The sequence below is a fragment of the Oryzibacillus soli genome, assembly GCF_051594765.1.
Classification (GTDB): domain Bacteria; phylum Bacillota; class Bacilli; order Paenibacillales; family NBRC-103111; genus Paenibacillus_AR.
The window spans coordinates 87290-108662 of record NZ_JBPPGJ010000003.1; the positions used below are offsets into that span (position 1 = coordinate 87290).

General features: G+C 62.9%; 18 protein-coding genes. 6 read left to right on the forward strand and 12 right to left on the reverse strand.

What is annotated here, in order from left to right:
- Positions 1-7: 7 nt before the first annotated feature.
- The 8 genes from ACSEXW_RS04585 to ACSEXW_RS04620 form a co-directional block, all read right to left on the reverse strand.
- A complete protein-coding gene (locus ACSEXW_RS04585) occupies positions 8-1093 on the reverse strand; it encodes a BMP family lipoprotein (RefSeq protein WP_438444926.1) in 1086 nt (361 codons plus the stop codon).
- Between the two features lie 532 nt (positions 1094-1625).
- Complete coding sequence (locus ACSEXW_RS04590) at positions 1626-4820, reverse strand: hypothetical protein (protein WP_438444927.1); 3195 nt, start codon at positions 4818-4820, stop codon at positions 1626-1628.
- A 15-nt stretch (positions 4821-4835) separates the two neighbouring features.
- On the reverse strand, positions 4836-6299 hold the full coding sequence (locus ACSEXW_RS04595; protein ID WP_438444928.1) for a glycosyltransferase family 2 protein: 1464 nt from the start codon (positions 6297-6299) through the stop codon (positions 4836-4838).
- A complete protein-coding gene (locus ACSEXW_RS04600; RefSeq protein WP_438444929.1) occupies positions 6296-7351 on the reverse strand; it encodes a HEAT repeat domain-containing protein in 1056 nt (351 codons plus the stop codon). The genes ACSEXW_RS04595 and ACSEXW_RS04600 overlap by 4 nt, the downstream gene beginning before the upstream one ends.
- A gap of 11 nt (positions 7352-7362) precedes the next feature.
- The gene (locus tag ACSEXW_RS04605) at positions 7363-9051 is read right to left on the reverse strand and encodes a response regulator (protein WP_438445201.1); all 1689 of its coding nucleotides are present in this window, start codon (positions 9049-9051) and stop codon (positions 7363-7365) included.
- 209 nt (positions 9052-9260) lie between these two features.
- Entirely contained in the window at positions 9261-9533 is a 273-nt protein-coding gene (locus tag ACSEXW_RS04610) for a YkgJ family cysteine cluster protein (protein ID WP_438444930.1), read from the reverse strand.
- Between the two features lie 53 nt (positions 9534-9586).
- Positions 9587-10369 carry an aldo/keto reductase gene (locus tag ACSEXW_RS04615; RefSeq protein WP_438445202.1) on the reverse strand — a complete coding sequence of 261 codons (783 nt, stop codon included), beginning with the start codon at positions 10367-10369 and terminating at the stop codon, positions 9587-9589.
- A gap of 230 nt (positions 10370-10599) precedes the next feature.
- The gene (locus tag ACSEXW_RS04620) at positions 10600-11238 is read right to left on the reverse strand and encodes a hypothetical protein (protein WP_438444931.1); all 639 of its coding nucleotides are present in this window, start codon (positions 11236-11238) and stop codon (positions 10600-10602) included.
- Between the two features lie 172 nt (positions 11239-11410).
- Between ACSEXW_RS04620 and ACSEXW_RS04625 the strand changes: the two genes are divergently transcribed.
- A complete protein-coding gene (locus tag ACSEXW_RS04625) occupies positions 11411-12649 on the forward strand; it encodes an aminopeptidase (protein WP_438444932.1) in 1239 nt (412 codons plus the stop codon).
- Positions 12650-12722: 73 nt separating this feature from the next.
- On the forward strand, positions 12723-13232 hold the full coding sequence (locus ACSEXW_RS04630) for a GNAT family N-acetyltransferase (protein WP_438444933.1): 510 nt from the start codon (positions 12723-12725) through the stop codon (positions 13230-13232).
- Between the two features lie 78 nt (positions 13233-13310).
- Here the strand turns inward: ACSEXW_RS04630 and ACSEXW_RS04635 are convergent, their stop codons facing one another.
- Entirely contained in the window at positions 13311-14987 is a 1677-nt protein-coding gene (locus tag ACSEXW_RS04635) for a glutamine--tRNA ligase/YqeY domain fusion protein (protein ID WP_438444934.1), read from the reverse strand.
- 199 nt (positions 14988-15186) lie between these two features.
- On the opposite strand from ACSEXW_RS04635, the gene ACSEXW_RS04640 reads away from it, so the two are divergent.
- The 3 genes from ACSEXW_RS04640 to ACSEXW_RS04650 are packed head-to-tail and all read left to right on the forward strand — an operon-like array spanning position 15187 to position 16813.
- On the forward strand, positions 15187-15657 hold the full coding sequence (locus tag ACSEXW_RS04640; protein ID WP_438444935.1) for a hypothetical protein: 471 nt from the start codon (positions 15187-15189) through the stop codon (positions 15655-15657).
- A 17-nt stretch (positions 15658-15674) separates the two neighbouring features.
- The gene (locus tag ACSEXW_RS04645) at positions 15675-16382 is read left to right on the forward strand and encodes a hypothetical protein (RefSeq protein ID WP_438444936.1); all 708 of its coding nucleotides are present in this window, start codon (positions 15675-15677) and stop codon (positions 16380-16382) included.
- On the forward strand, positions 16379-16813 hold the full coding sequence (locus ACSEXW_RS04650) for a GNAT family N-acetyltransferase (RefSeq protein WP_438444937.1): 435 nt from the start codon (positions 16379-16381) through the stop codon (positions 16811-16813). The genes ACSEXW_RS04645 and ACSEXW_RS04650 overlap by 4 nt, the downstream gene beginning before the upstream one ends.
- 75 nt (positions 16814-16888) lie before the next feature.
- Here the strand turns inward: ACSEXW_RS04650 and ACSEXW_RS04655 are convergent, their stop codons facing one another.
- Complete coding sequence (locus ACSEXW_RS04655) at positions 16889-17530, reverse strand: DsbA family oxidoreductase (RefSeq protein ID WP_438444938.1); 642 nt, start codon at positions 17528-17530, stop codon at positions 16889-16891.
- 83 nt (positions 17531-17613) lie between these two features.
- Positions 17614-19119: a glycerol kinase GlpK gene (gene glpK, locus ACSEXW_RS04660; protein ID WP_438445203.1), complete on the reverse strand. Its 1506-nt coding sequence runs from the start codon at positions 19117-19119 to the stop codon at positions 17614-17616.
- A gap of 153 nt (positions 19120-19272) precedes the next feature.
- On the opposite strand from glpK, the gene ACSEXW_RS04665 reads away from it, so the two are divergent.
- The gene (locus ACSEXW_RS04665) at positions 19273-20253 is read left to right on the forward strand and encodes an HD-GYP domain-containing protein (protein WP_438444939.1); all 981 of its coding nucleotides are present in this window, start codon (positions 19273-19275) and stop codon (positions 20251-20253) included.
- 34 nt (positions 20254-20287) lie between these two features.
- Here the strand turns inward: ACSEXW_RS04665 and sfsA are convergent, their stop codons facing one another.
- Positions 20288-20986 carry a DNA/RNA nuclease SfsA gene (gene sfsA, locus ACSEXW_RS04670; protein ID WP_438444940.1) on the reverse strand — a complete coding sequence of 233 codons (699 nt, stop codon included), beginning with the start codon at positions 20984-20986 and terminating at the stop codon, positions 20288-20290.
- Positions 20987-21373: the final 387 nt, after the last annotated feature.

Below are 21373 nucleotides of genomic sequence, written 5' to 3' on the forward strand. Positions count from 1 at the left end.
ATCACGCTCACTTTTCCGGAACTTTGATTTCGCCGCTTACGATCTTCGCTTTGTACTCGTCGACCTTCTTGATGACGTCGGCCGGTACGTTCGGGTTGTTGGCCGGAAGACCTACGCCGTTGTCCTTCAAGCCCAGGGTAACCGGCTTGGTGTCGAAGGTGCCGTTCTCGATCAGGGACTTGGAGGCCTCATACACCGCACGGTCTACATATTTCATCATGGAGGTCAGGGTTACGTCGGTGCCGAACTCCAGAGATTGGTCCTTATCCACGCCGATAACCCATACTTTCTTGCCGCCCTTCACGCGGTCCTTGGCTTCATTGAACACGCCGTTGCCGGTTGCGCCCGCAGCGTGGAAGATGATGTCCGCGCCGTCGTTGTACATGGTGGCTGCGGCGGATTTGCCCAGGTCCGGCTTGTCGAAGGCGGCAGTGTAGTTCACCAGCACCTTGGCGTCGGGCTTAACAGCTGCGACACCCGCTTTGAAGCCGGCTTCGAAGCGCTTGATAACCGGGATCTCGATGCCGCCGACGAAGCCGATCTTGTTCGACTTGGTCATCAGGCCTGCGACCACGCCCACCAGGTAGGAGCCTTCATGTTCGGCGAAGGTGATGGACTTCACGTTCGGCGCATCGACGGTGTTGTCGATGATGGCCATCTTGGCGTTCGGGTTCTTGGTGGCGACATCCTTCATCGCGTCGCCGATGATGAAGCCGATGCCCCAGGTCAGGTTATAGTTGTCTTTCACGAAGGTGTTCAGGTTCGGAGTGAAGTCGGTGTCGCCCTTGGACTGAAGGTACTTCACCTGAGCGCCGGTATCCTTATTCAGCTTCTGCAGTGCTTCCCAGGCTTGCTGGTTGAAGGATTTGTCGTTTACGCCGCCTACGTCGGTTACCATGCCGATCTTGAAGTTGGCGCCCTTGCCGGAGCCGCCTGTCGGGCTTGCCGCCGGGCTTGCTGCTGCGGTTGCCGCAGCTGTAGGAGCAGCCGAAGCACCTGCGCCTTGCTTGTTATCCTCTTTCTTGCCGCAGCCGGCCAGAGCCGATACGAATACCAAAGATGCCGCAGTCAAAATAATGCCGATCTTCTTCATTCTAAGTCCCCTCGCTTTTCGATTATTGTTCTGTCTTGACGCTTATGTAGGAATTCCGCCTTAAGAAGGCGCAGCCGTCCTCCGATCCGGTCCCCCTGGCGGAAGACCCAGATTAGAATGGCTTTTGTCTCCAAAAACCATCTTATCGCCCCAATTGACCGGACGTCAATATATTCCTGCGATCGACATGCCTGCAGGGCCCGTAAGCATGCGAAGATAGGCGGAGTTCGTGATTACCATTCCCTGTTTCCTCCGTCATTATGTATCTTCATCCAAATGTGCTGCGGGATCCCAATGAGCGGTTTCACCCCCTTGACCCAATGCCGACGAGTTCAATGTAAGTTTATATCACGCATAATTAGCGGATTCCCCCTCTTTCCAAGTAACCCCTCTATTCGTTGTCATATATCCTAACATCTATAACCCGGTGCTGCAATGGTTTCGAGAGGATTTTTGGTCATAGCCACCAAGACCACCCCTATTCCGCACAAAAAAACCTCCAACTCCCGCAGGAATTGGAGGCAGTTCCTTATCAAGGCAGCGTTCCGAAGTAATCCCGGATCACCGGAACGCTTCCCTTCAGCCGCTCCCGGTACAGGGGGCGGTCCCACGGCTTCCAAGGAAGCACCAACGGCTCATGGGACCCCGTGTCCGGAAGGGCACCCAGCAGGTCCGGCATGCCGGGGGAGCGGAGCGCCGCCGACACGGCCACGCCGTCCGAGGCGGCCGTCCGCAGGACATCCCTTCCCGGAATGTCCGTATACCGGCCCGGATCATCCAGCACGGTGCCCCGCGACGGGTCCGTCACGTTCAGCCGTCCCCAGGGAATCCGGACATGGACCTGATTGCCTTCCGCGTACCACTGGTGTGTGGAATCGTCCAGAGTCCCATACCGCAGGTCGCCGGAGGCCTCGTAATCCATGGGGAAGACCCGTCCGTCCCGGGCCACCCTCATCTTGTTGATGAGGGTCTTCATCTCCTCGAAGCGCCCTTGTTCCGACACACCCGGGGAGAACTTCAGATTAGTCCGGTTGTAGGAGGGGATGACCAGGAGCTTGGAATTTCCGGCGCCCCTAATGACCACCGTGAACTCCATCGCCGACGGAGCCTCGACGCGGCTGTCGAGATAATACCGCTCCCCCCGGGCCCGATCCAGGGTATCGATGCCCAGCAGGAGCTCGGTCCGCTCCGGGTTGTAGGGCTCCGCCAACGTCACGTCCATATAGAGATAGGACGCATCCCCCCGGAGCTCCAGCCGACGGACGGCTCCCTTCCCGTCCAGGGCGGCCCCCGCAGGGCCGGGCTTGAGGGATTCCATAGCCAAGAGCCCGTAATTCTGCTCCGGGTCCGCCATATTGTGCCAGACGGCGTGGCGGTCGTACGGAATCATGAACGGCTCCGTGACCCAGGTCTTCTTCGCCCATTCGTCCATCCATTCGAAGACGACGCCGCCTGCGTAGCCCTCCTGCCGGATGGCCTTCATCATCCGGACGATGCCCCGGCCCTGCTCCTCCTCCGTCAAGCCTCCATGGTTGTATCCGTCGGGGCTCGTGTGGGCATTGCCCATGCCGGTCGCAAGGCCGAATTCAGCCACCAGGGCGGGGTACCCGGTGTGCGCCGCCATGAGCTCCTGCAGATAGCCTCCGTACCGGAGCCGCCCCTCCTCATCCCGGTACGCGTCATACTGTGCCTCGTTGTTCATGAAGTCTGGATAGTTCGGATAGATGTGGTAGGCGCCGAACAAGCCGGTCCGAAGGCCGGGTCCCGCCTTCAGATGGCGGATGTCGATGACGGCGCTGTCGTTGAACTCCAGCTCCTTCTTCCCCTGGGGGTTCCACTCGGAGTCATGCTCCATCGGATCCAGCGTGGGCCAGCTGACCAAGGCCACCGGGTGCTGCCAGCCATACCGGTCCGCCTCGTAGGTCAGTGCGTGGTCCATGCTTGCCGCCAGCCAAGCCTCAGAGGGGCTGGCCCCCTCTGTAGCCAGATACGTGCCGTTGAAGGCGTAGCCTGCATTCTTGGCATCCGTGCCCCTCACCTCGTCGGGCTCCAGCTCCCGGCCTACCAGATAGGCCAGCACGTAAGCGGACACGTCCGCCTCGTACTTGCCGTAGGCCCGGCCCTTCCGCTCGGGGATGTCCGCCCTGCCGTGAACCGCGTCCACCGCCGCCTCGATCTCCTTGCGGTATTCCGCCATGTAAGCCGGCGCCAGCACATTCATTCCCTCCGGGCTCTCCTCGGGCCAGATCTCCTGCAGCAGCAGGAGCGGCCGGTCTCCGTGGGAAGCGTTATAGGACAGCAGCGCCCGGTAAAATTCCGGCGGCATCAGCGTGTACACGCGGACCGTGTTGGCGTTCATGGAGCCGATGCCCTCGAGCCAGCGGTAATAGACGTTCACGTCCCGGGGCAGCTCCGTGAACCACTGGCCCGGCCGGGCCATCCCCATGTTGACGCCCTTCACGAAGTAGTCCGCCCACGAGCCGCTCCGGTACACCTGCAGCATCTGCCCGGAGGTCCGTGCAGCCAGCTTCACGCCGCCCTCTACGAGCGGCTCGGGCGGCGGAGCAGGCCGGAAGGCCTCCACCCTGGAGTGCAGCTCCCGGATTACCCCGTCCATCAGAGGCGCGTAGACCTTCCAGAAGAAGGCCTCCTCGCTGCCCCGGCGGTCGGGGGTGAGCCAGCTTTTCAGGCGGGCCAGGCCCTCGTATTGGTAGTATCCGGGGACCGTCCCCTTATCAGCGTAGTCCCCTGAGAAGTAGTAGGTGGCATGGGGGCCCGAGGAGCCCCGGATCACCGCCGGGAAGACGGCGGGAATGCCCTGCTCCGCCAGCTTCGCCAGCCCCTCGGGAGTGGCGTCCAGCTTGTACTCAGCCAGCGTCCGCCCGCCGGACAGGGGTTCCACCACGTCGAACCAATAATTGTAATAATAGGAGCCCTTCAGCCCGGTCAGCGCCTGGCCCTCCCCGGTGAAGCCGATCGTAAGCCCGCCTCTTCCCGTGTCCTTGCCTTCCTCCAGTACCAGCACCCGGTCGGCATCGTCCACGAACAGGAAGCCCGGCCCGCGGAACGCCCATTCCCGGCCGGTCTGCCGCTCATAGTTGTCCACGGCCCAGCCGGGGGCCTCGCCCCCCTCCTGAAGATCCGGGATATAGCGGCCGATCCAGCCGGTCCAGCGGACCCGGAGCAGCTCATAGAGCTCCTCCCGCACGGCCTCCTCCGTCGGCGAGCCGAAGGTGTTGAACTCCGCCACCAGCGTGGAGGGCCGGTCCGCCGCCAGGTAGCTGCGGAGCTTGGCCGCGTCCTCCCGGGTCATGCCGCCGTAGAGGCTCTTGGACCGGTTCCCGGACGGGTTGGCGCCCGTGAACTCTTCCTCGTATACGCCGTAAGCATCCGTCACGTAGAGCAGATCCGTCCCGTTCTCACCCAGGTCAGCGGGCAGGTCGCGGACCCGGAACACCTTGTCGTTCCCGGGATAGAACCCGTAATAGTCCTTATCATACCGGTAGGCGCCCCCTCCCAGTCCGCTCCCTACCTTCTTGTGGTTCAAGAGCCACATCAGGCCCTTGTGCTCCCGGTAGCTGGTGTCCGGCACGGTCTTGTCCAGAATGACCGTCTTCACAGGCTGGGTCGGCTTCAGCATCCACAACGCCCAGGGGGCGGCCAGCGCGGCGGCGAGCAGCAGGACCGTCAGATAAGGGAGAAGCCCTTTGATGCGTTTCATGTTCATGGCGGCTCCCTCCCGCTATTTTGAGATGGTTTTGCGGTCCATAACGCCGGCTTTGCGGACCATGTCGCCCCAGCCGTGCTTTTTGCCGCGAAGGGCTTGGAAGAGGCCCTGAAAACGCCAGACCGTCATGACCGGACGGTACCAGAAGGTTTCCGACGCCGCATAGAAGAACAATCGGATCAGGTGCCCGATCCTCGGGTACCTGCGCAGGCTCCACTCCTCCAACAGCACGGCCCCCATGGAGAGGAACGAGCCGTACAGGAGCAGGAGCACGGACAGGACGCCGGCATAGGCCCAGTACACATTGCCCAGAATCCCGTCCGCCAAGAGCGTCAGGTAGCCGAAGAACTCCACCAGAGGCCCCAGCAGCTCTACGAAGACGTAGTACGGGAACGCCAGCAGTCCGATCCGGCCATAGCGGGGATTCAGCAGCATCCGCTTGTGCCGCCACAGGCTCTCGAACAGCCCCCGATGCCACCGCGTGCGCTGCCTCCGCAGAATCGTCAGAGACTCCGGCGCCTCGGTCCAGCAGACCGTATCGGGGATGTAAGCGATCCGGGCCCGGCTCTTCTTCTCCCGGATCATCCGGTGGAGGCGGACGATCAGCTCCATGTCCTCGCCGACCGTATCGACCTCATAGCCACCGGCCTCGATGACCCAGTCCTTGCGGAACACGCCGAAGGCCCCCGAGACGATCAGGAGGACATTGAACCGGGCCAGGGCGATGCGCCCCATCAGGAAGCCCCGCAGGTATTCGATGACCTGCATGACCACCAGCCGGTTGCGCGAGAGTCCCACGGCGTCCCGGGCCAGGTGCCCGCTGACGATGCCGCTGCCGTTGGCGATGCCCACGTTGCCTCCGGTGGCGATGATCTCCTCCCCCGGACTGGCCTCCATGATCGGGCGGACCACCTTCAAGAAGGCGTCCGGCTCCAGCACCGTATCCCCGTCCAGCGAGACGAAGTACGGATACCGCGACATGTTGATGCCCGCATTCAGTGCGTCGGACTTGCCGCCGTTCTCCTTGTCGATGAGCAGCAGGTTCGCGTGCCTCCGGGACCGGTACACCTTGCGGATCGGCTTGGTTTCCTTGCGCAGGCCGCTCCAGATCACCTTCTCCTTCAGCTCCAGCATGTCGAACTCCCCGATCAGCTTGTCCACCGTGCCGTCCTTGGAGCCGTCGTTCACCACGACGATCTCGTACTCCCGGTAGCTGATGCTGAGCAGGGACCGGACGCTGGAGACGATGCCGACCTCCTCGTTGTAGGCCGGCACAATGATGGACAAGGGCGGGGTGAAGGCCGAGTTCAGGGCCTCCTCATAAGCCTCCGCCCGAAGCCCCCGCTCCGCACGCAGCTTCCGGGCGGACACGGCGAACAGCACCAGGTAGAACAAGGATACGAGCGCCACATACACCATCAGGCCCATATTGAATGCCTCCAGGACCCGTCCCAGACGGTAGATCCATACGTCGCTCATCCTCCGGCCACCAGCCTTTCCTGTGCCATCTCCCGGGCATACCGGTCCGGATGCTCCGCCGCAATCCGCACGAGGCGGTCCCGGCCGCCCCGCAGCATACCCAAGGACTTGGCCGCTTCGATGCGGACCAGATAGACGGGATCTCCCATCAGCTGCTCCAGCCGGCCGGCGAACCGCTCATCCCGCAGGCTGCCCATCAGCCGGACGGCCATGAGACGCTCCTGCCACTGCTCCGGCGGCTCCTCCGCCAGCCGCCGAAGGAATCGTTCCACGGCGGCATCGGTCATATAGCCGAAGTTGGCCACCGCCTTCAGTGCCCGGATGCGCAGCTCCGCCTGGCCGGATTCGAGCAGCTCCTCCAACCGGTGCAGGAGCCCCTCCGTCCGGAGATTGCGGATCCGGACCGCGTCGATCAGGTTGGCCTGCACCTCTGCCGGCAGCGTCTCCAGCCGGTCCATGAGCTGCTCCAGCACTCCGGCGTCCAGCACCTGCAGCACCTGCCGGATGACAAACACGGGCAGGGGCGGGCGGTTCTCCGCCAGCCGCTCCGCAGCCGGCCCGTACTGGAGCCGGGCCAGCACCCGGAACGCCAGATGGCGCTCCTCCGGCTCCCCGCCGTCCAAGAACCGGGCCACCTCCGGAATCAGGCTCGAGAGGCGGAAGCTCTCCACCGCCAGCATGGCGTTCAGGCGCTCACTCTTGCGCCGGTGCCGGAGCCTGCTGCGGCAGTAGCCGCTCAGGTAGCGCTCGGCGTAATCCCGAACCCGCTCCGCCTCGGCGGCGGTCTGATTCAGCTTCAGGCGGTGGAGCAGGTATTCCTCGAACACCTGCAGGTCCAGCGCCCGCCGCGGAACCATCGTGCGGGACTCCCGGTCTCCGCCGGACAGATACCGCTCGAAGGCCGAGTTGTCCTCCGCCAGTCTATGGAGCCAGAGCTGCTTCCGGTGCTCCCGCCGGTTGGCTGCGGCCTTCAAGGCGACGAGATAAGCCAGGAGCAGCAGCAGCGCCGCAAGCATGGCGCCCGCCGCCCATATGGCCTCCGTCAGTGTCATCGAAGGCGGCCTCATTTGCGTATACCCCGGACGAAGCGCTTCAGCCGGGCCTCCAGCTCCACCAGGCTGAAGGGCTTCGTCAGGTAGTCGTCGGTGCCTTCCTCGATGGCGCTGGCCACGTCCGCATCCGCGTCCACTCCGGTCAGCATGACGATGCGGTACTTGCGGCGGTCATAGGACGCCCGCAGCCGTCGAAGCACCTCCATGCCGTTCATCCGCGGCATCAAGCGGTCCAGCACCAGCAGCGTGGTGCCCGGTCCCGTATGCCACTCGTCCTCCAGGAACTGCTCCCCGTCGGGATAGGTCCGGATATCCGTGCGGATTCCCGGGCCGCCCAGCCCGTCGAGCTGGCGCTGCAGCATCTGGCACAGAAGCGGATCGTCGTCGACGATGGCCACCCGCAGCTGAGGCAGGGTGCAGGAGGGATGCTCCTGGTCGAAGATGCGGAGCAGACCGCCTCCGTCCGCCTTGGCTGACCGCATGGCCTGCTGGGCCCGGTCCAGCCATTCCTCCGGCTCGGCTCCCGGGGACAGGACCGCCGCCAAGCCCGCCGAAGCCGTGCGGGAATAGGAGCCCAGCTCCGTCCGGCGGACCGCCGCCTTGAATTCCCGGAGCACCTCCTCCACCGTCTGCGCGGCATCCTCCGGCTTCTCTCGGGCCATCATGAGGAAGAACCGGTCCCCATGGTCCCGGATCAGCATATCGCCGCCGCGGGCCACGCGGCGGATGAGCCGGGCCAGCTCCGTCAACAGGCGGTTGCCTTCCGAGTGGCCGTAATAGTCATTGATCTCCCCGAAGCCGTCGATGTCGAAGCAGGCCACATATTCCACGCTGCCCGGCTGCGCCTGCACGGCCAGTCTCCGCTGCAGCTCCATCCGGAAGAACATCCGGGTGTGGGCGCCGGTCAGCGGGTCCTGCAGGAGCATCCGCTTCAGGCGGATGCGTCGCTCCAGCAGCCGGGCCACCCACGGCACCAGCTCCTCCAAGTCCACGGGCTTCGCCAAGAAAGCGTCGGCGCCCTCTTCGTAGCAGCGGATCCGGGTGGCCTTGTCGGTCTTCCCGCTCATCATCATGACCGGCACGAAGGCATTCTCCGCAAGCGGTGCGATGCGCCGCAGCACGTCGAAGCCGCTCTCCGCCGTCAGGAGGATGTTCAGCATCACGAGGTCCGGGTTCATCTCGAAGAACAGACGCTCCGCCTGCTTCGCGTCCTGCACGGCCAGCACCATCCACCCCGCGGTCTCCAGACCGTCCTTGACGGCCTGCAGGAGAGCCGGGTCGTCGTCCAGCACCAGCACCAGCGCGCTCTTCTCCGACGCATGCTCCTGCAGCCCCAAGGTGCCGGACGCCTGGCCGGACAAGCTCCGCTTGGCCTGCGCAGCCGTGCGGGACTCCGGCACGCCCGCCGCCTCGGCCTGCAGCGAAGCCGCGGCCGACTGCAGCTCCCGAGCGGCTGCCTCCAGCTGCCCGAGGAGCCGCTTCAGCGTCTCTTCCGGCCAGACGGAGTCGTCCTCTTCGTCCAGCTGCTCCAGCCATTCCGCCGCCAGCAGGGAGAATCGGTCCAGCCCCAAGGTGCCGGCCGTCCCCCGCACGCTGTGCAGCAGGCGGTATACCTCCCGTCCTTCCGCGGCGGAGGAGCCTTTGAGCTTGTCGATCGATTGAGCAAGGGAATCGAGAAACAGATTCCGGTATTTGTGCATCACAAGAGTCCACCGCCTCGGGGTTATGGGAATCTTCCACAATTATTTAGAGTTATTCTATTATACTATTCGGAGGTAGGACTGCCTATAAGAGCGGAGTAGGCAAAATATTGGCAACGGAAGCGGCCCCCTCCGCCTAACCCGCCCCAATACGGCAAAAAGCCTCTTCCCGGCCAGGCCGGGGAGAGGCTTCTCGATCAAGGATTCTCTTATTCCGCTGCTATCGTCTTCGGCGAAGTGAGCCGTTCCAGCTCCTCCAGATAAGCGAAGGCCTCCGGATTCGACTTCCCGCACATCTCCTCGGAGGCGGCCAGACTGCCGCACACCGCCGGCCGGTCCGGCTGGCCGAACAGCCGGCACCGCAGGTCCGGTGTAAGCTGGACGCAGGGTACCCCCGCCGGCTTCCCTTCCGGCATGCCGGGGATCGGAGACGAGATGGATACGGCGATGCAGCAGGCGGCACATCCGGCACGGCATTCCATGGATCCACATCCTTACGCGTTTGATCCAGTATACCACATGCCGCAATCCGCGCTTAGAAGTTAAAGTTGTCGGGATCCGGCCCGATCCGCTGGTCCAGATTCAAGGCGTCGATAGCGGCCATGTCGTCTGCGCTCAGCTCAAAGTCGAAGATCTCCGCATTTTCCTTCTGCCGCTCCGGCCGGACGCTCTTCGGAATCGTCACCACGCCGTGCTGCAGATCCCAGCGCAGGATTACCTGGGACGGGGTCTTGCCGTACTTGGACCCGATATCCGCCAGAGCCGGATGATCCGTCAGCCGGCCCTGGGCCAGCGGGCTCCAGGCCTCCGGCTGGATGCCGTTCCGCTTGCAGAATTCAAGCAGCGGCTTCTGGCTCAGATGCGGATGGTACTCGATCTGATTGACCATAGGCACCACGCCGCTGTCCCGGATCACGTCCTCCAGGTGGTGGATCTGGAAGTTGCTGACCCCGATGGCCCGGACCCTTCCGCGCTGATAGAGCTCCACCAATGCCCGCCAGGTCTCCACATACTTGCCCTTGACCGGCCAATGCACGAGATACAGGTCCAGATCGTCCAGCCCCAGACGCTCCATGCTATCTTCAAAAGCCTTCAAGGTCGACTCATACCCCTGATCGGCATTCCATACCTTGGTCGTAATGAACAGCTGGTCCCGGGGAACGCCGGACTCCCGGATCCCCTGGCCCACGCCGGCTTCGTTCCGGTAGACCATGGCGGTGTCAATGGACCGGTAGCCTGCGGCTATGGCCGACTTCACCACTTCCGATACGGACACGCCATCCTCCACTTTAAATACCCCAAGCCCCAACCAAGGCATCTTGACGCCGTTGCTCAATACCGCACAATCTGTTATCGATGTTGGCACAGTTCCGACACGCTCCTCCAGTGGTTATAAGACGGGCCCATATGCCCCTTCCATATTTTAGCACAGGGGAGCCGAAATACGAAATGTACCGGAGACGCATTGGTGCGCAGAAACGCAGGGATGCCGGCCCTGCAGCAGGCTCCCCGGAGGAAGCGAACGGGGACCGGCGCGAATCCGCCGGTTTAGCCGGCGTCTCCTTCCTCCACATCGCGGAACAACAGATTGCGATAGGTATATTTGGTGAATGCGAACCGGAAGTTCATGGCGATTCCGTCCGCATCCACGGATACGGAGCGCAGCGACGCGGTTTTGACCCTGCTTCTGACCAGCCGGACTGCCGCCTCCGCATCTTCATCCGTTATGGCCTTGGCCAAGGAAAGGGCGAACGCCCGGTTGGCCGCCAAGGACCGGTACAAGGGCCGAACGGCCTCCGCAACAGCTTGATGGGCCCGGGGCTCGAAGACGGACTGGGTCGTTCCCGGCGGAATGGTGGTTCCGTTGGCGTACGGCCCCACCGGATCGGGAATCGGGAAGGTGACGAAATACCCGATACTGTTCGTTCCGGGAAAGACGGTTCCGATCCGGGGAGAAGCCGCCTTCAGCAGCTTCAGCATGCGGTCCAGCTCCAGCCCCGTTACCGCGTCGGACCAGCGCTCGGCGAACTTGCGGCTTTCGGCCACCGTCCGGTAGAAGGGCGCCATGCGGCGAGCCACCTTCTGCAAGGCCGAGGCCAGAGCCGCAGGCCCGTTCACCCGGGCTCCGACGCCGCTTCCGGGCTGAACCCGGGAAGATAAATAGACGGTATCCGTGCAATTACCCATATGTGACTAAACCTCCTTCTCCACTCTCTACACCCTATGGCGCTCCGCCCCGGAGGTGTGGGCCTTTTGGAGGAAATGTCGGAGGCCCGAAGGCGGCGCCGGTTGATTTTACATTGAGCCGGGAGCAGGCGATAATAGAAGAACTGAACTTTTGACTCTAAGGAGGGTCCTTATGGAACAGCAGCGTTTGGAAACGTACATGGACCGGTACGCCGAGCTGATCGTGCGCATCGGGCTGAATCTGCAGCAGGGACAGTCGCTCTTCGTCAATGCCAATCTGGATTCCGCCCCGTTCGCGCGCAAGGTCGTGCGGAAAGCCTACGAGGCCGGAGCGCGGCAGGTCTACGTGGATTGGAACGACGAGACGGTGACGCGGATCAAGTATGAATGTGCTCCTGACGAGGCCTTCACCGAATATCCCCTCTGGAAATCCAAGGGGCTGGAGGAGTTCATGGAGCAGGGCGGCGCCTATCTGCAGATTTACGCACCCAACCCGGAGCTGCTGAAGGGCATCCCCTCCGGCCGGGTGTCGGCTGCCAACAAGACGGCTGCGGAGGCCAACAAGGGCTTCCGCTCCTACCTGTACAAGGGCAGCAACGTCTGGGCCATGGCCTCCGTGCCCACGCCTGCCTGGGCTGCCAAGGTATTTCCGGAGCTTGATCCGGAGGCGGCTGCGATGGAGCTGTGGGACAAGATCTTCCGGGTGAACCGGATCTACGAGGAGGATCCCGTCGCCGCTTGGGAGGCCCATCTGGCCGCCCTGCAGAGCCGGGTGGATCTTCTGAACGCCAAGCGGTACCGGGCGCTGCACTACCGGGGTCCGGGCACCGATCTCAGAGTGGAGCTCCCCGAGGGGCACGTCTGGTTCGGCGGCTCCAACCCGACGACCGCAGGCGTTCGCTTCCTGCCAAACCTGCCGACGGAGGAGGTCTTCACACTGCCCCGCAAGGATGGGGTCCACGGCACCGTTAAGGGGACGCTGCCCCTGAACTACTCGGGCACCATGATCGAAGGCTTCTCCCTGACGTTCCGGGATGGCCGGATCGTGGATTACTCCGCGGAGAAGGGCCTGGAGGCCCTGACAAGCCTGATCGAGATGGACGAGGGCAGCCATTACCTCGGCGAGGTGGCCTTGGTCCCGCACCGGTCCCCGATCTCGGATCTGGGCGTTATCTTCTACAACACGCTGTTCGACGAGAACGCCTCCTGCCATCTGGCCATCGGCAACGCCTATCCGTACACGCTGAAGGACGGCACCGGCATGACGCCGGAGGAGCTGGACCGGCACGGGGCCAACCGGAGCTTGGCGCATGTGGACTTCATGATGGGTTCGGCGGGGCTCGACATCGACGGCGAAACCGCGGACGGCAGCCTGGAGCCGCTGTTCCGGCAGGGCAACTGGGCGCTCTGATCCCGGCCGTCATCCCGCCACCTCCTCGCAACCCCCTAAAATATGGTATGATGGTTGAAAGGAGTTGACGAACATGGCCATGATCTTGGCAAGCTCGGAGAGGGTCATCCTGCGGGTGACCCGTCCGAACGATTTGGACTTTGTCCTCGAGGCCGAGAACCATCCGGAGAACCGGAATTACGTCAGCCAATGGACGAAGGAGCAGCACCGTAAGGCGGTGGAGGGCACCGATACGGCGCACGTCATCATCGAGACGAACATGGAGCCCTCCGGTTACATGATCCTGGCCGGCCTGAACAACCCGGCGCGGAGCATCGAGCTTCTGCGGCTGGTAGTCACCGAGAAGGGGCAGGGCATCGGGCGCGACGTGCTGAAGCTGGCGAAGCGCTGCGCCTTCAACCGGTGGAACGCCCACCGGCTGTGGCTCGACGTCCGCAGCAACAACCCGCTGGCCCGGAGCCTGTACGAATCCGAGGGCTTCCAGGTGGAGGGCACCCTCCGGGACTGCCTCTTCCTCGACGGCCAGTACGTATCGGTCACCATCCTCTCCATTCTGGAGCACGAGTACCAGGCCTCATCCTAATCGCACACCACCTGTATGCATGCCAAAAACCGGCTCTTCCGCTCGATGGAAGGCCGGTTTTTTTGGACGTTGCAATCTTTAATCGAACGAGCTCTTGAGCGACACCGTCAGGTTGAACACCGGCTTCTCCGGCGTGTTGTTCTTCGAGTCCACGTTGAAGTAGCCGTGGCGGAAGAACTGGAACTTGTCTTGGGGCTTGGCGCCCTTCAGGCTCGGATCCACGAAGCCCTGGATGATCTCGAGGGACTTCGGATTGATCCCCTTCAGGATGTCGTCGCCTGCTGCGGCGCCTTCCTCCTCATTCTCCTCGTCCGCTCCCTTCTCCGCCACCAGGGCGTCGTAGAGACGGAACTCGGCGGGCACCGCCCGGGTGGCCTCCACCCAGTGGATGGTCCCCTTCACCTTGCGGCCCGTGAAGCCCGAGCCCGACTTGGTCTCAGGGTCGTAGGTGCAGCGCAGCTCCACGACGTTGCCCTCGGCGTCCTTCACCACTTCCTCACACTTGATGAAGTAAGCGGCCTTCAGTCGCACCTCGTTGCCGGGATACAGGCGGTGGTACTTGGGCGGCGGGTTCTCCGTAAAGTCGTCCTGCTCGATGTAGATCTCGCGGGAGAACGGAATCTGCCGCATGCCCATCTCCGGCACCTCCGCGTTCACTTCGGTGTCCAGCATCTCCACCTGCCCCTCCGGGTAGTTGGTGATGACCACCTTCAGCGGCCGCAGCACGCCCATGGTTCTCGGCACCTTCAGCTTCAGATCCTCGCGGATGAAGTGCTCCAGCATCCGCGGGTCCACGGTGCCGTTGCTCTTGGAGACGCCGGCCTCGCGGATGAAGGCCCGGATGCCCTCCGGGGTGAAGCCCCGCCGGCGCATGCCGCTCACGGTATAGACGCGGGGGTCGTCCCAGCCGTCTAGGACACCTTTTTCGACCAGCTGCTTGATGTACCGCTTGCCGATGATGGCGCCTGCGATCTTCAGCTTGCCGAACTCATACTGGCGGGACACATGGGGCATCTCCGTCTCCCGGATGACCCAGTCGTAGAAGGGCCGCTGATCCTCGAACTCCAGCGAGCACAGCGAGTGGGTGACGCCCTCGATGGCGTCCTCCAGCGGGTGGGCATAAGCATACATCGGGTAGATGCACCACTTGTCGCCGGTGTTATGGTGATGGGTATGGGAGATCCGGAAGATGACCGGGTCCCGCATATTGATATTCGGAGAATTCATGTCGACCTTGGCGCGGAGCACCCGCTCGCCGTCCTTGAACTCGCCGGCACGCATCCGCTGGAACAGATCCAGGTTCTCCTCCGGGGTGCGGTTCCGGTAGGGACTTTCCTTGCCGGGCTGCGTCAGGGTGCCGCGGGTCTCGCGGATCTGTTCGGCCGACTGGTCGTCCACATAAGCCAGCCCCTTCCGGATCAGCACCAGGGCCCGCTCGTACATCTCCTCGAAGTAGTCGGAAGCATAGTGAAGCCCCTCCCATTCGAAGCCCAGCCACTTGACGTCCTCCTGAATGGAGTTGACGAATTCCACGTCCTCCTTCAGCGGGTTCGTATCGTCGAAGCGGAGGTTGGTCCGGCCGCCGAACTGGTCCGCCAGCTCGAAGTTGATGGTGATGGCCCGGGCATGTCCGATATGCAGATAGCCGTTGGGCTCCGGAGGAAAGCGGGTGACCACTTCCTTCACGCGGCCCTCCTTCAGATCCTCCTGCATGATGGTTTTGATAAAGTTGGATGCCGTACTTTTGTTCTCCATAAAACCAGCCCTTCTCGCGGTAAATGATTGCCAGATCGATCCAATAAGAACTTCTTACTATTATACACAAAAAAAGCAAGGAATATAGAGGAGGCCTGCCCTCCGCCGCGCCAAGAAAAGGCTGCCCGGCCCGCCGGATCTATGGTATGATCCGAATAGGAACCAAATTATGGAATCCATGTCAAGAGGAGCCTTACCAATGAGCTTCTTCTCCATCCTAATCTCCGCGCTGCTGCTTAGCACAGCCATTGCGGCCTTACGGGCGTATCGCGCCAAAAAAACCGCCGGCCCCATTCTGTTGACCGGCTCCGTCATAGACGGAAAGCTAAGATGGAACTTCGCCGCAGGCATAACCGCCTCCCTGCTCCTAATACAAATCGAAGGGTGGAGCAAATACGTCCTGATGGCCCTGGTCTGGTGGGCCGTCAGCTTCTTGGAGCGGGACGGCCTCGGTCGTTACGGCCTGAAGGCCAACTCCGACCTGATCCCCCGGGATAGCCTGCTCGGCTACCAATGGGTGGACGGCCGTCCGGATACCGTCGACCTCGTGATCGCCGGGAAGCCGGAGGGCCTCCGCTTCCAGATCGGCCGGGTCCCCGGCGGGGGCAGCGCCCAGGGGGTGCTGGACGACTATTTTTTCCCTGCCCCTGACGAACCGGAGCAAGAGTGAAAAAAGGAGGGTAGCCGATGAGCTCGCATCTTCTGACCCTGCCGCTGCGTCTCATGTTCTATACCGGTCCCCGTTACCGGTTCACGGTCCAAGAGGCGGAAGTATACGAGAGACTCCTCCAGGAGGCCGCCCGCTCGGACGGCACGGTCCGGTACGACAGCCCCTACCCCAAGTGGCGGTTCATCCAATACGTGGTTCGGACCAAGCCCGTTGTGCTGCACGGCTCCAACCATGCCGGCATTCGCCTGCTGGAGCCGGCCGGACAGACCCGGTACGACGGAACCCCCGTGAACGCCGTCTTCGCCACCCGTGACGCCATCTGGTCCTTATTCTTCGCCGTGCTGGACCGGGGCCGGGCGGGACGCAGCATCCGGAACGCCTGCATCGGCGTACTGGGCTCGTCGGAGAGATTCTATCTGTTCTCCCGGGACCGGGCGGCTCCTCCGGGGGATCCGTGGACATGGGGGACCGTCTATTTTCTGCCGATGGAGAGCTTCCGCAAGTCTGGGAACGGCGTCTATTCCTTTAACGAATGGGTAAATCCCGGCCCCGTGGCGCCAATCGCCTCCATCGAGGTGGGGCCCGAGGACTTCCCCTTCCGCCACCGTCTGGCCTGCCACGACTGCCAGGAGCCTCTCTGGCGGACGTGGCTGCTTTACAAGTGGAGATGCATCATGCGCAAGCAAGCCAATACCCATCATCATACCAGGAGGATCGAACCATGATTCGAGAAGCCGTACCGAAGGATGCACAGGGAATTGAACGGTTGTACGGGGAGCTGTTCGGGGGCGGGAGAACCGTTCGCGTGCTGGAGGATCGGATTGCTGAGATCCGGGCCAACCCCAACAGCTTCCTGCTTGTGTATGAGAACGAGGAGGGGCTGGTCGGAACCGCCCATCTCCACCTCTGTCTGGACGCGCTGGAGGGGACCCGCCCCTTCGGGGTGGTGGAACGGGTTGTCGTAGCCGGCGAGCATCAGGGCAAGGGTTATGGCACGCAGCTGATGCGCTACATCGAGGGTCTGTGCCGGGAGCACCGGTGCGTGAAGGTCATGCTGACGAGCAACATGAAGCGGACGGAAGCCCACGAGTTCTACAGCCGGCTGGATTACAACGGGGAGAGAAGCAAGGCCTTCATCAAGGAGCTGCCGGAATAAACCTCACAGGCACGCATAGAAGCCGGCATACGGGACTCCCCCGTCTGCCGGCTTCTGTGCTGTGCGTTGACCGCGTTATGCCTTGGATGAACCCTCATCCTGCAGGCGGGCGAACGCTTGCAGGAACGACTGAACCGGATGGGCGCCGGACAAGCCGTACTTGTCGTCGAAGATGAAGTACGGCACCGACCGGATGCCGGCCCGCTGCGCGAATTCCAGGTCCTCCTTCACCCCATCGGCTCCTTCTCCCGCAGCCAGCCGCTTCCGCAGGGCTGCGCCGTCCAGACCAGCCTCATCGGCGATGGCGGCCAGCACATCGAGGTCGCCGATATTGCGGCCCTCCTCGAAGTTGGCGCGGAAGAGCGCATCCGCCACTTCCGTCTGCTTCTCCGGCGGCACCAGCTTCAACAGCTGATGGGACAAGAACGTATTGGGCTCCACCTGGATCTTCTCGAAGGCGAAGGCGGTCCCGCAGGCTTCTCCCGCCTTGCAGACGTGCCCGATGATCTGGTCCATCTGCTCCGCCCCGCCGAATTTCTTCTCCAGAGACTCCCGGAAGGGTCGGCCTTCGGCCGGAATGGAAGGATCCAGCTGGAAGGAACGCCAGCGGATCGTCACCGGCTCCGGGCTCGCCCACAGGTGCAGCGCCTCCATAAGATTCTGCTTGCCGATGCGGCACCATGGGCACACATTATCGCTGAAAATGTCTATTCTCACGGGACAACTCCCCTTTCACGACTCGGAATGCCCCCATTATAGCTCAACCGTTCCACGGGTTCCAATTTTCCGGGGCCGTCCTCCTACCGGAAGGCCATCGCCGCCTGAACCGCCTTCCTCCAGCCCGCGTACAGCCGGTCCCGCTGCTCCCGCTCCATGGCAGGCCCATACACTTCCTCCACGGCCCACAACCCGGCCAGCTCCTCCCGGCTCTTCCAGAAGCCTACTGCCAGCCCCGCCAGATAAGCCGCTCCAAGAGCCGTCGTCTCCTGAACCGACGGACGCTCGACCGGCACGCCCAGCATATCGCTCTGGAATTGCATCAGGAACCGGTTGCGCACCGCGCCCCCGTCCACCCGGAGCGTCGCCAGGGCGATACCCGAATCGCTCTCCATGGCGTCCAGCACATCCTTGGTCTGGTAGGCCAGAGACTCCAGCGTCGCCCGTACGAAATGCTCCTTGCGCGTCCCCCGGGTCAGCCCGAATACGGCGCCCCGCACGTCGCTGTCCCAATAAGGCGTGCCCAAGCCCACGAAGGCCGGCACCACATACACGCCGTCTGTGGACGGCACCCTCCGGGCATATGCCTCGCTGTCGCCGGAGGACTTGAACATCCGCAGGCCGTCCCGGAGCCACTGCACCGCCGAGCCCGCCACGAATACGCTGCCTTCCAGGGCGTATTCCGTAACCCCGTCCACCTTCCAGGCGATAGTGGACAGGAGGCCGTGCTGCGAGGGTACCGCCTTCCTGCCCGTATGCATCAGCATGAAGCAGCCCGTGCCGTAGGTGTTCTTGGCCATCCCCGCCTGGAAGCAGGCCTGCCCGAACAGCGCCGCCTGCTGGTCGCCGGCGACCCCCGCAATGGGGACCTCCCGCCCGAAGAAATGATAGGGAGCGGTGACCCCATACACCTCCGACGAGGAGCGGACCTCCGGCAGCATGGCGGCCGGTACGTCCAGGAGCTCCAGGAGCTCGTCGTCCCACTGCTGCTCGTGAATGTTGTAGAGCAGGGTCCGGGAGGCGTTGGACGGGTCCGTCACATGAACCTTCCCGCCGGTCAGCTTCCAGATAAGCCACGTGTCGATGGTGCCGAAGAGCAGCTCGCCCTTGGCCGCCCGCTCCCGGGCGCCTTCCACATGATCGAGCAGCCACTTGATCTTCGTTCCGGAGAAGTAAGGATCCACCAGAAGCCCGGTTTTCTCCCGGAACGTGCGGTCCAGGCCCCGGGCCTTCAGCGCCTCGCAGATATCCGCCGTCTGGCGGGACTGCCATACGACGGCATGATGGATCGGCAGACCCGTGCTCCGGTCCCATACGACGGTGGTCTCCCGCTGGTTCGTGATGCCGACGGCCTCGATCCGGGAAGGGTCGATCCCGTTCTCCGTCAGCACCGTGCCGATGACCGACAGGGCCGAGACCCAGATCTCATCCGCATTGTGTTCCACCCAGCCGGGCTTGGGGAAATATTGGGGGAATTCCTTCTGAGCCGTATGCCTCGGCCTTCCCCGGCGGTCGAAGAGAATGGCTCTTGTGCTTGTGGTTCCTTGATCCAGAGCCAGGATATAACGCTCCTGCTCCTTGCCCGGCATCTTGGCCATATGGGCACCTCCCATGGGCTGCGGCGCCTGCCGCGGTCCCCTATTGGAATTTCTTGTGCTTTCAGCTCTGTCGCGTTTTGTTATAAAATAGGCTGGAAGCCTTATCTGCAATCCGATTCTATAGAGAATCTTGATGGAGGAGCCATGAGAATCGTATCGATCCATAAATATAACGAGAAGACCATGCAGCTGGCCAAGCCCGTGTTTGACCGCTTCCGGAGAATTCTGCTGGCTGCCGGCAACACGGTTCACCCCAAATACATTGAGAAAATGAAGGAGATCGGCATTCGAACCCTCTTCGTCGAGGACGCGGAGTCGCGCGGCATCACCATGGAGGAGCTGATCGACATGCCCACCTGGATGGACGTCATCGAGGTGGTGGCGGAGACCTTCGCGGCCGCCAAGGCCCGGAGACCCCTTCCCGTCCTGAAGCTGAACGCCAGCGCGGGCAAGCTGATCGCCGAGGTGAAGCACCGCCCCCTGGTGCTGCCCATCCAGACGTCCTCCATGCCGGATGAGGTCCAGCCCTATGCCCATGCGGTCAATGTGGCGCTTCTGGCCCTGCAGATTGGCAAGAGCATGGGTTACAACGATCTGATGCTGCGGGATCTGGCTATCGGCTGCCTGATCCACGATATCGGCAAGGCGGTGGCCGCCCGGGAGGACGACCATCCTCAGGAGGGCTTCAACCTCCTCCGCAACGTCCGGGAGCTGAATCTGCTGGCCGCCCATATCGCCTTCCAGCACCACGAGCGGTTCGACGGAACGGGATATCCCCGCGGCATCAGCGGCAACGCCTTCCACGAGTACGCCCAGATCTGCGGCCTGTGCAACCAGTACGAGAACATGACCTCGAACAAGGATCTGACCTCCCACGAGGTCATGGAGTACATCATGACGCTGAGCGGAACCGCCTACGCCCCCGCCATCGTGGACGTCTTCGTACGGGTGATCCCCTCGTATCCGCCCGGCGCCCTGGTCCAGCTGCACAACGGCCGTCCGGCCATCGTGGTGAAGATCTCCTCCCACATGCAGCGCCCCACCATCCGGTACACGGATACCGGCGAGGAGCTGGCCCTGACGGACCATCCGACCCTTGTGATCTCCCGCTCGATCACCGCATGAGCCTGCCGGATGGCAGGCTTTTTGGCTGTCCCGGTCAGAGAACGACCTCCACCGGCTCCCCCAGCACCATCCCGTCCGGCGTCACCTGGGCATCATAGGCCAGGACCCGCACCCCTTCCCGCGAGGCTCTTCGCAAGGCTTCGGCAAAGGCCGGGTCCGTCACTCCGTTAGGCTCGAACCGACGCACCCCCTTCATCTGGATCAGGAAAAAGATCACGCCCCCATACCCTTCCCGGACCGCTCCGATCATCTCCAGCACATGCTTCGTCCCCCGCTCCGTCGGAGCGTCGGGAAACCGGACGATGCCGTCCTCCTCCAGCGTGACACCCTTCACCTCCAGGAAGGCACGCGCTCCCGCCGCCGTCTCCCAAAACAGGTCGAACCGGGATTTGCCGTATGTGACCTCGGCCTGGACTCGCGCAAGGGGCCCTCCCGCGATTTCGTCCAATCTTCCGGCCAGCGCCGCCTCGTAGACCACCTTGTTGGGAGCCTGAGAGTCCATGTTGATCAGAAGCTCCCCCTTGTACACGGCGACGAGGGAATAGGCAGTCTTCCGGGAGGACCCTTCCGCCGCCTTCTCCAGCACCACGCGGGCTCCGGGAAGCAAGAGCTCGGCGCAGCGCCCCGTATTCTTCACATGGACCGTCTCCTGCGCCCCGTCCACCTCCACCACCGCGATAAAACGGTTCGGCCTCCTCACAAAGACGCCGGTAACAGGTTGGGCATAGTTCATGATGCACCGTTCCTTTTTTAGACTGATTGTCTCATGGTTCCGCGGGGGACGGCAAGAGGCCGAGGGCGTTTATCCCCGGCATCCGGACGCGGCCTCCCCTGCAACCTCCAATTCCTCCACCGTGGCGATAAAGCGTCCGCACCCCTGTGGTCTATCCATGCTATTGCAGCCTGCCTGGCCCCCTTAATGGGGTGTCCCGCAAATCCTTCCGGGTACTATCCCCTTCGCTCAGGAACCCGATTTTTCCTGAGCGAGTGGGATAGTACCCGGAAGCGCCGCTCAGGCCCTTATGGGCAGCCGAGCTTGCACCCTGATCCCGCCGCCCGGATTCGGGCCGACGGGAAGGCGATCCAGAAGGTGATATGCAGAGTGACGCCGTTCTGAAGA

Bases quoted from the DNA above. Each gene is read 5' to 3' on its own strand.
- ACSEXW_RS04585 (WP_438444926.1), bottom strand. From the start codon at position 1,093: ATGAAGAAGATCGGCATTATTTTGACTGCGGCATCTTTGGTATTCGTA.
- ACSEXW_RS04590 (WP_438444927.1), bottom strand. From the start codon at position 4,820: ATGAACATGAAACGCATCAAAGGGCTTCTCCCTTATCTGACGGTCCTG.
- ACSEXW_RS04595 (WP_438444928.1), bottom strand. From the start codon at position 6,299: ATGAGCGACGTATGGATCTACCGTCTGGGACGGGTCCTGGAGGCATTC.
- ACSEXW_RS04600 (WP_438444929.1), bottom strand. From the start codon at position 7,351: ATGACACTGACGGAGGCCATATGGGCGGCGGGCGCCATGCTTGCGGCG.
- ACSEXW_RS04605 (WP_438445201.1), bottom strand. From the start codon at position 9,051: ATGCACAAATACCGGAATCTGTTTCTCGATTCCCTTGCTCAATCGATC.
- ACSEXW_RS04610 (WP_438444930.1), bottom strand. From the start codon at position 9,533: ATGGAATGCCGTGCCGGATGTGCCGCCTGCTGCATCGCCGTATCCATC.
- ACSEXW_RS04615 (WP_438445202.1), bottom strand. From the start codon at position 10,369: ATGCCTTGGTTGGGGCTTGGGGTATTTAAAGTGGAGGATGGCGTGTCC.
- ACSEXW_RS04620 (WP_438444931.1), bottom strand. From the start codon at position 11,238: ATGGGTAATTGCACGGATACCGTCTATTTATCTTCCCGGGTTCAGCCC.
- ACSEXW_RS04625 (WP_438444932.1), top strand. From the start codon at position 11,411: ATGGAACAGCAGCGTTTGGAAACGTACATGGACCGGTACGCCGAGCTG.
- ACSEXW_RS04630 (WP_438444933.1), top strand. From the start codon at position 12,723: ATGGCCATGATCTTGGCAAGCTCGGAGAGGGTCATCCTGCGGGTGACC.
- ACSEXW_RS04635 (WP_438444934.1), bottom strand. From the start codon at position 14,987: ATGGAGAACAAAAGTACGGCATCCAACTTTATCAAAACCATCATGCAG.
- ACSEXW_RS04640 (WP_438444935.1), top strand. From the start codon at position 15,187: ATGAGCTTCTTCTCCATCCTAATCTCCGCGCTGCTGCTTAGCACAGCC.
- ACSEXW_RS04645 (WP_438444936.1), top strand. From the start codon at position 15,675: ATGAGCTCGCATCTTCTGACCCTGCCGCTGCGTCTCATGTTCTATACC.
- ACSEXW_RS04650 (WP_438444937.1), top strand. From the start codon at position 16,379: ATGATTCGAGAAGCCGTACCGAAGGATGCACAGGGAATTGAACGGTTG.
- glpK (WP_438445203.1), bottom strand. From the start codon at position 19,119: ATGCCGGGCAAGGAGCAGGAGCGTTATATCCTGGCTCTGGATCAAGGA.
- ACSEXW_RS04665 (WP_438444939.1), top strand. From the start codon at position 19,273: ATGAGAATCGTATCGATCCATAAATATAACGAGAAGACCATGCAGCTG.
- sfsA (WP_438444940.1), bottom strand. From the start codon at position 20,986: ATGAACTATGCCCAACCTGTTACCGGCGTCTTTGTGAGGAGGCCGAAC.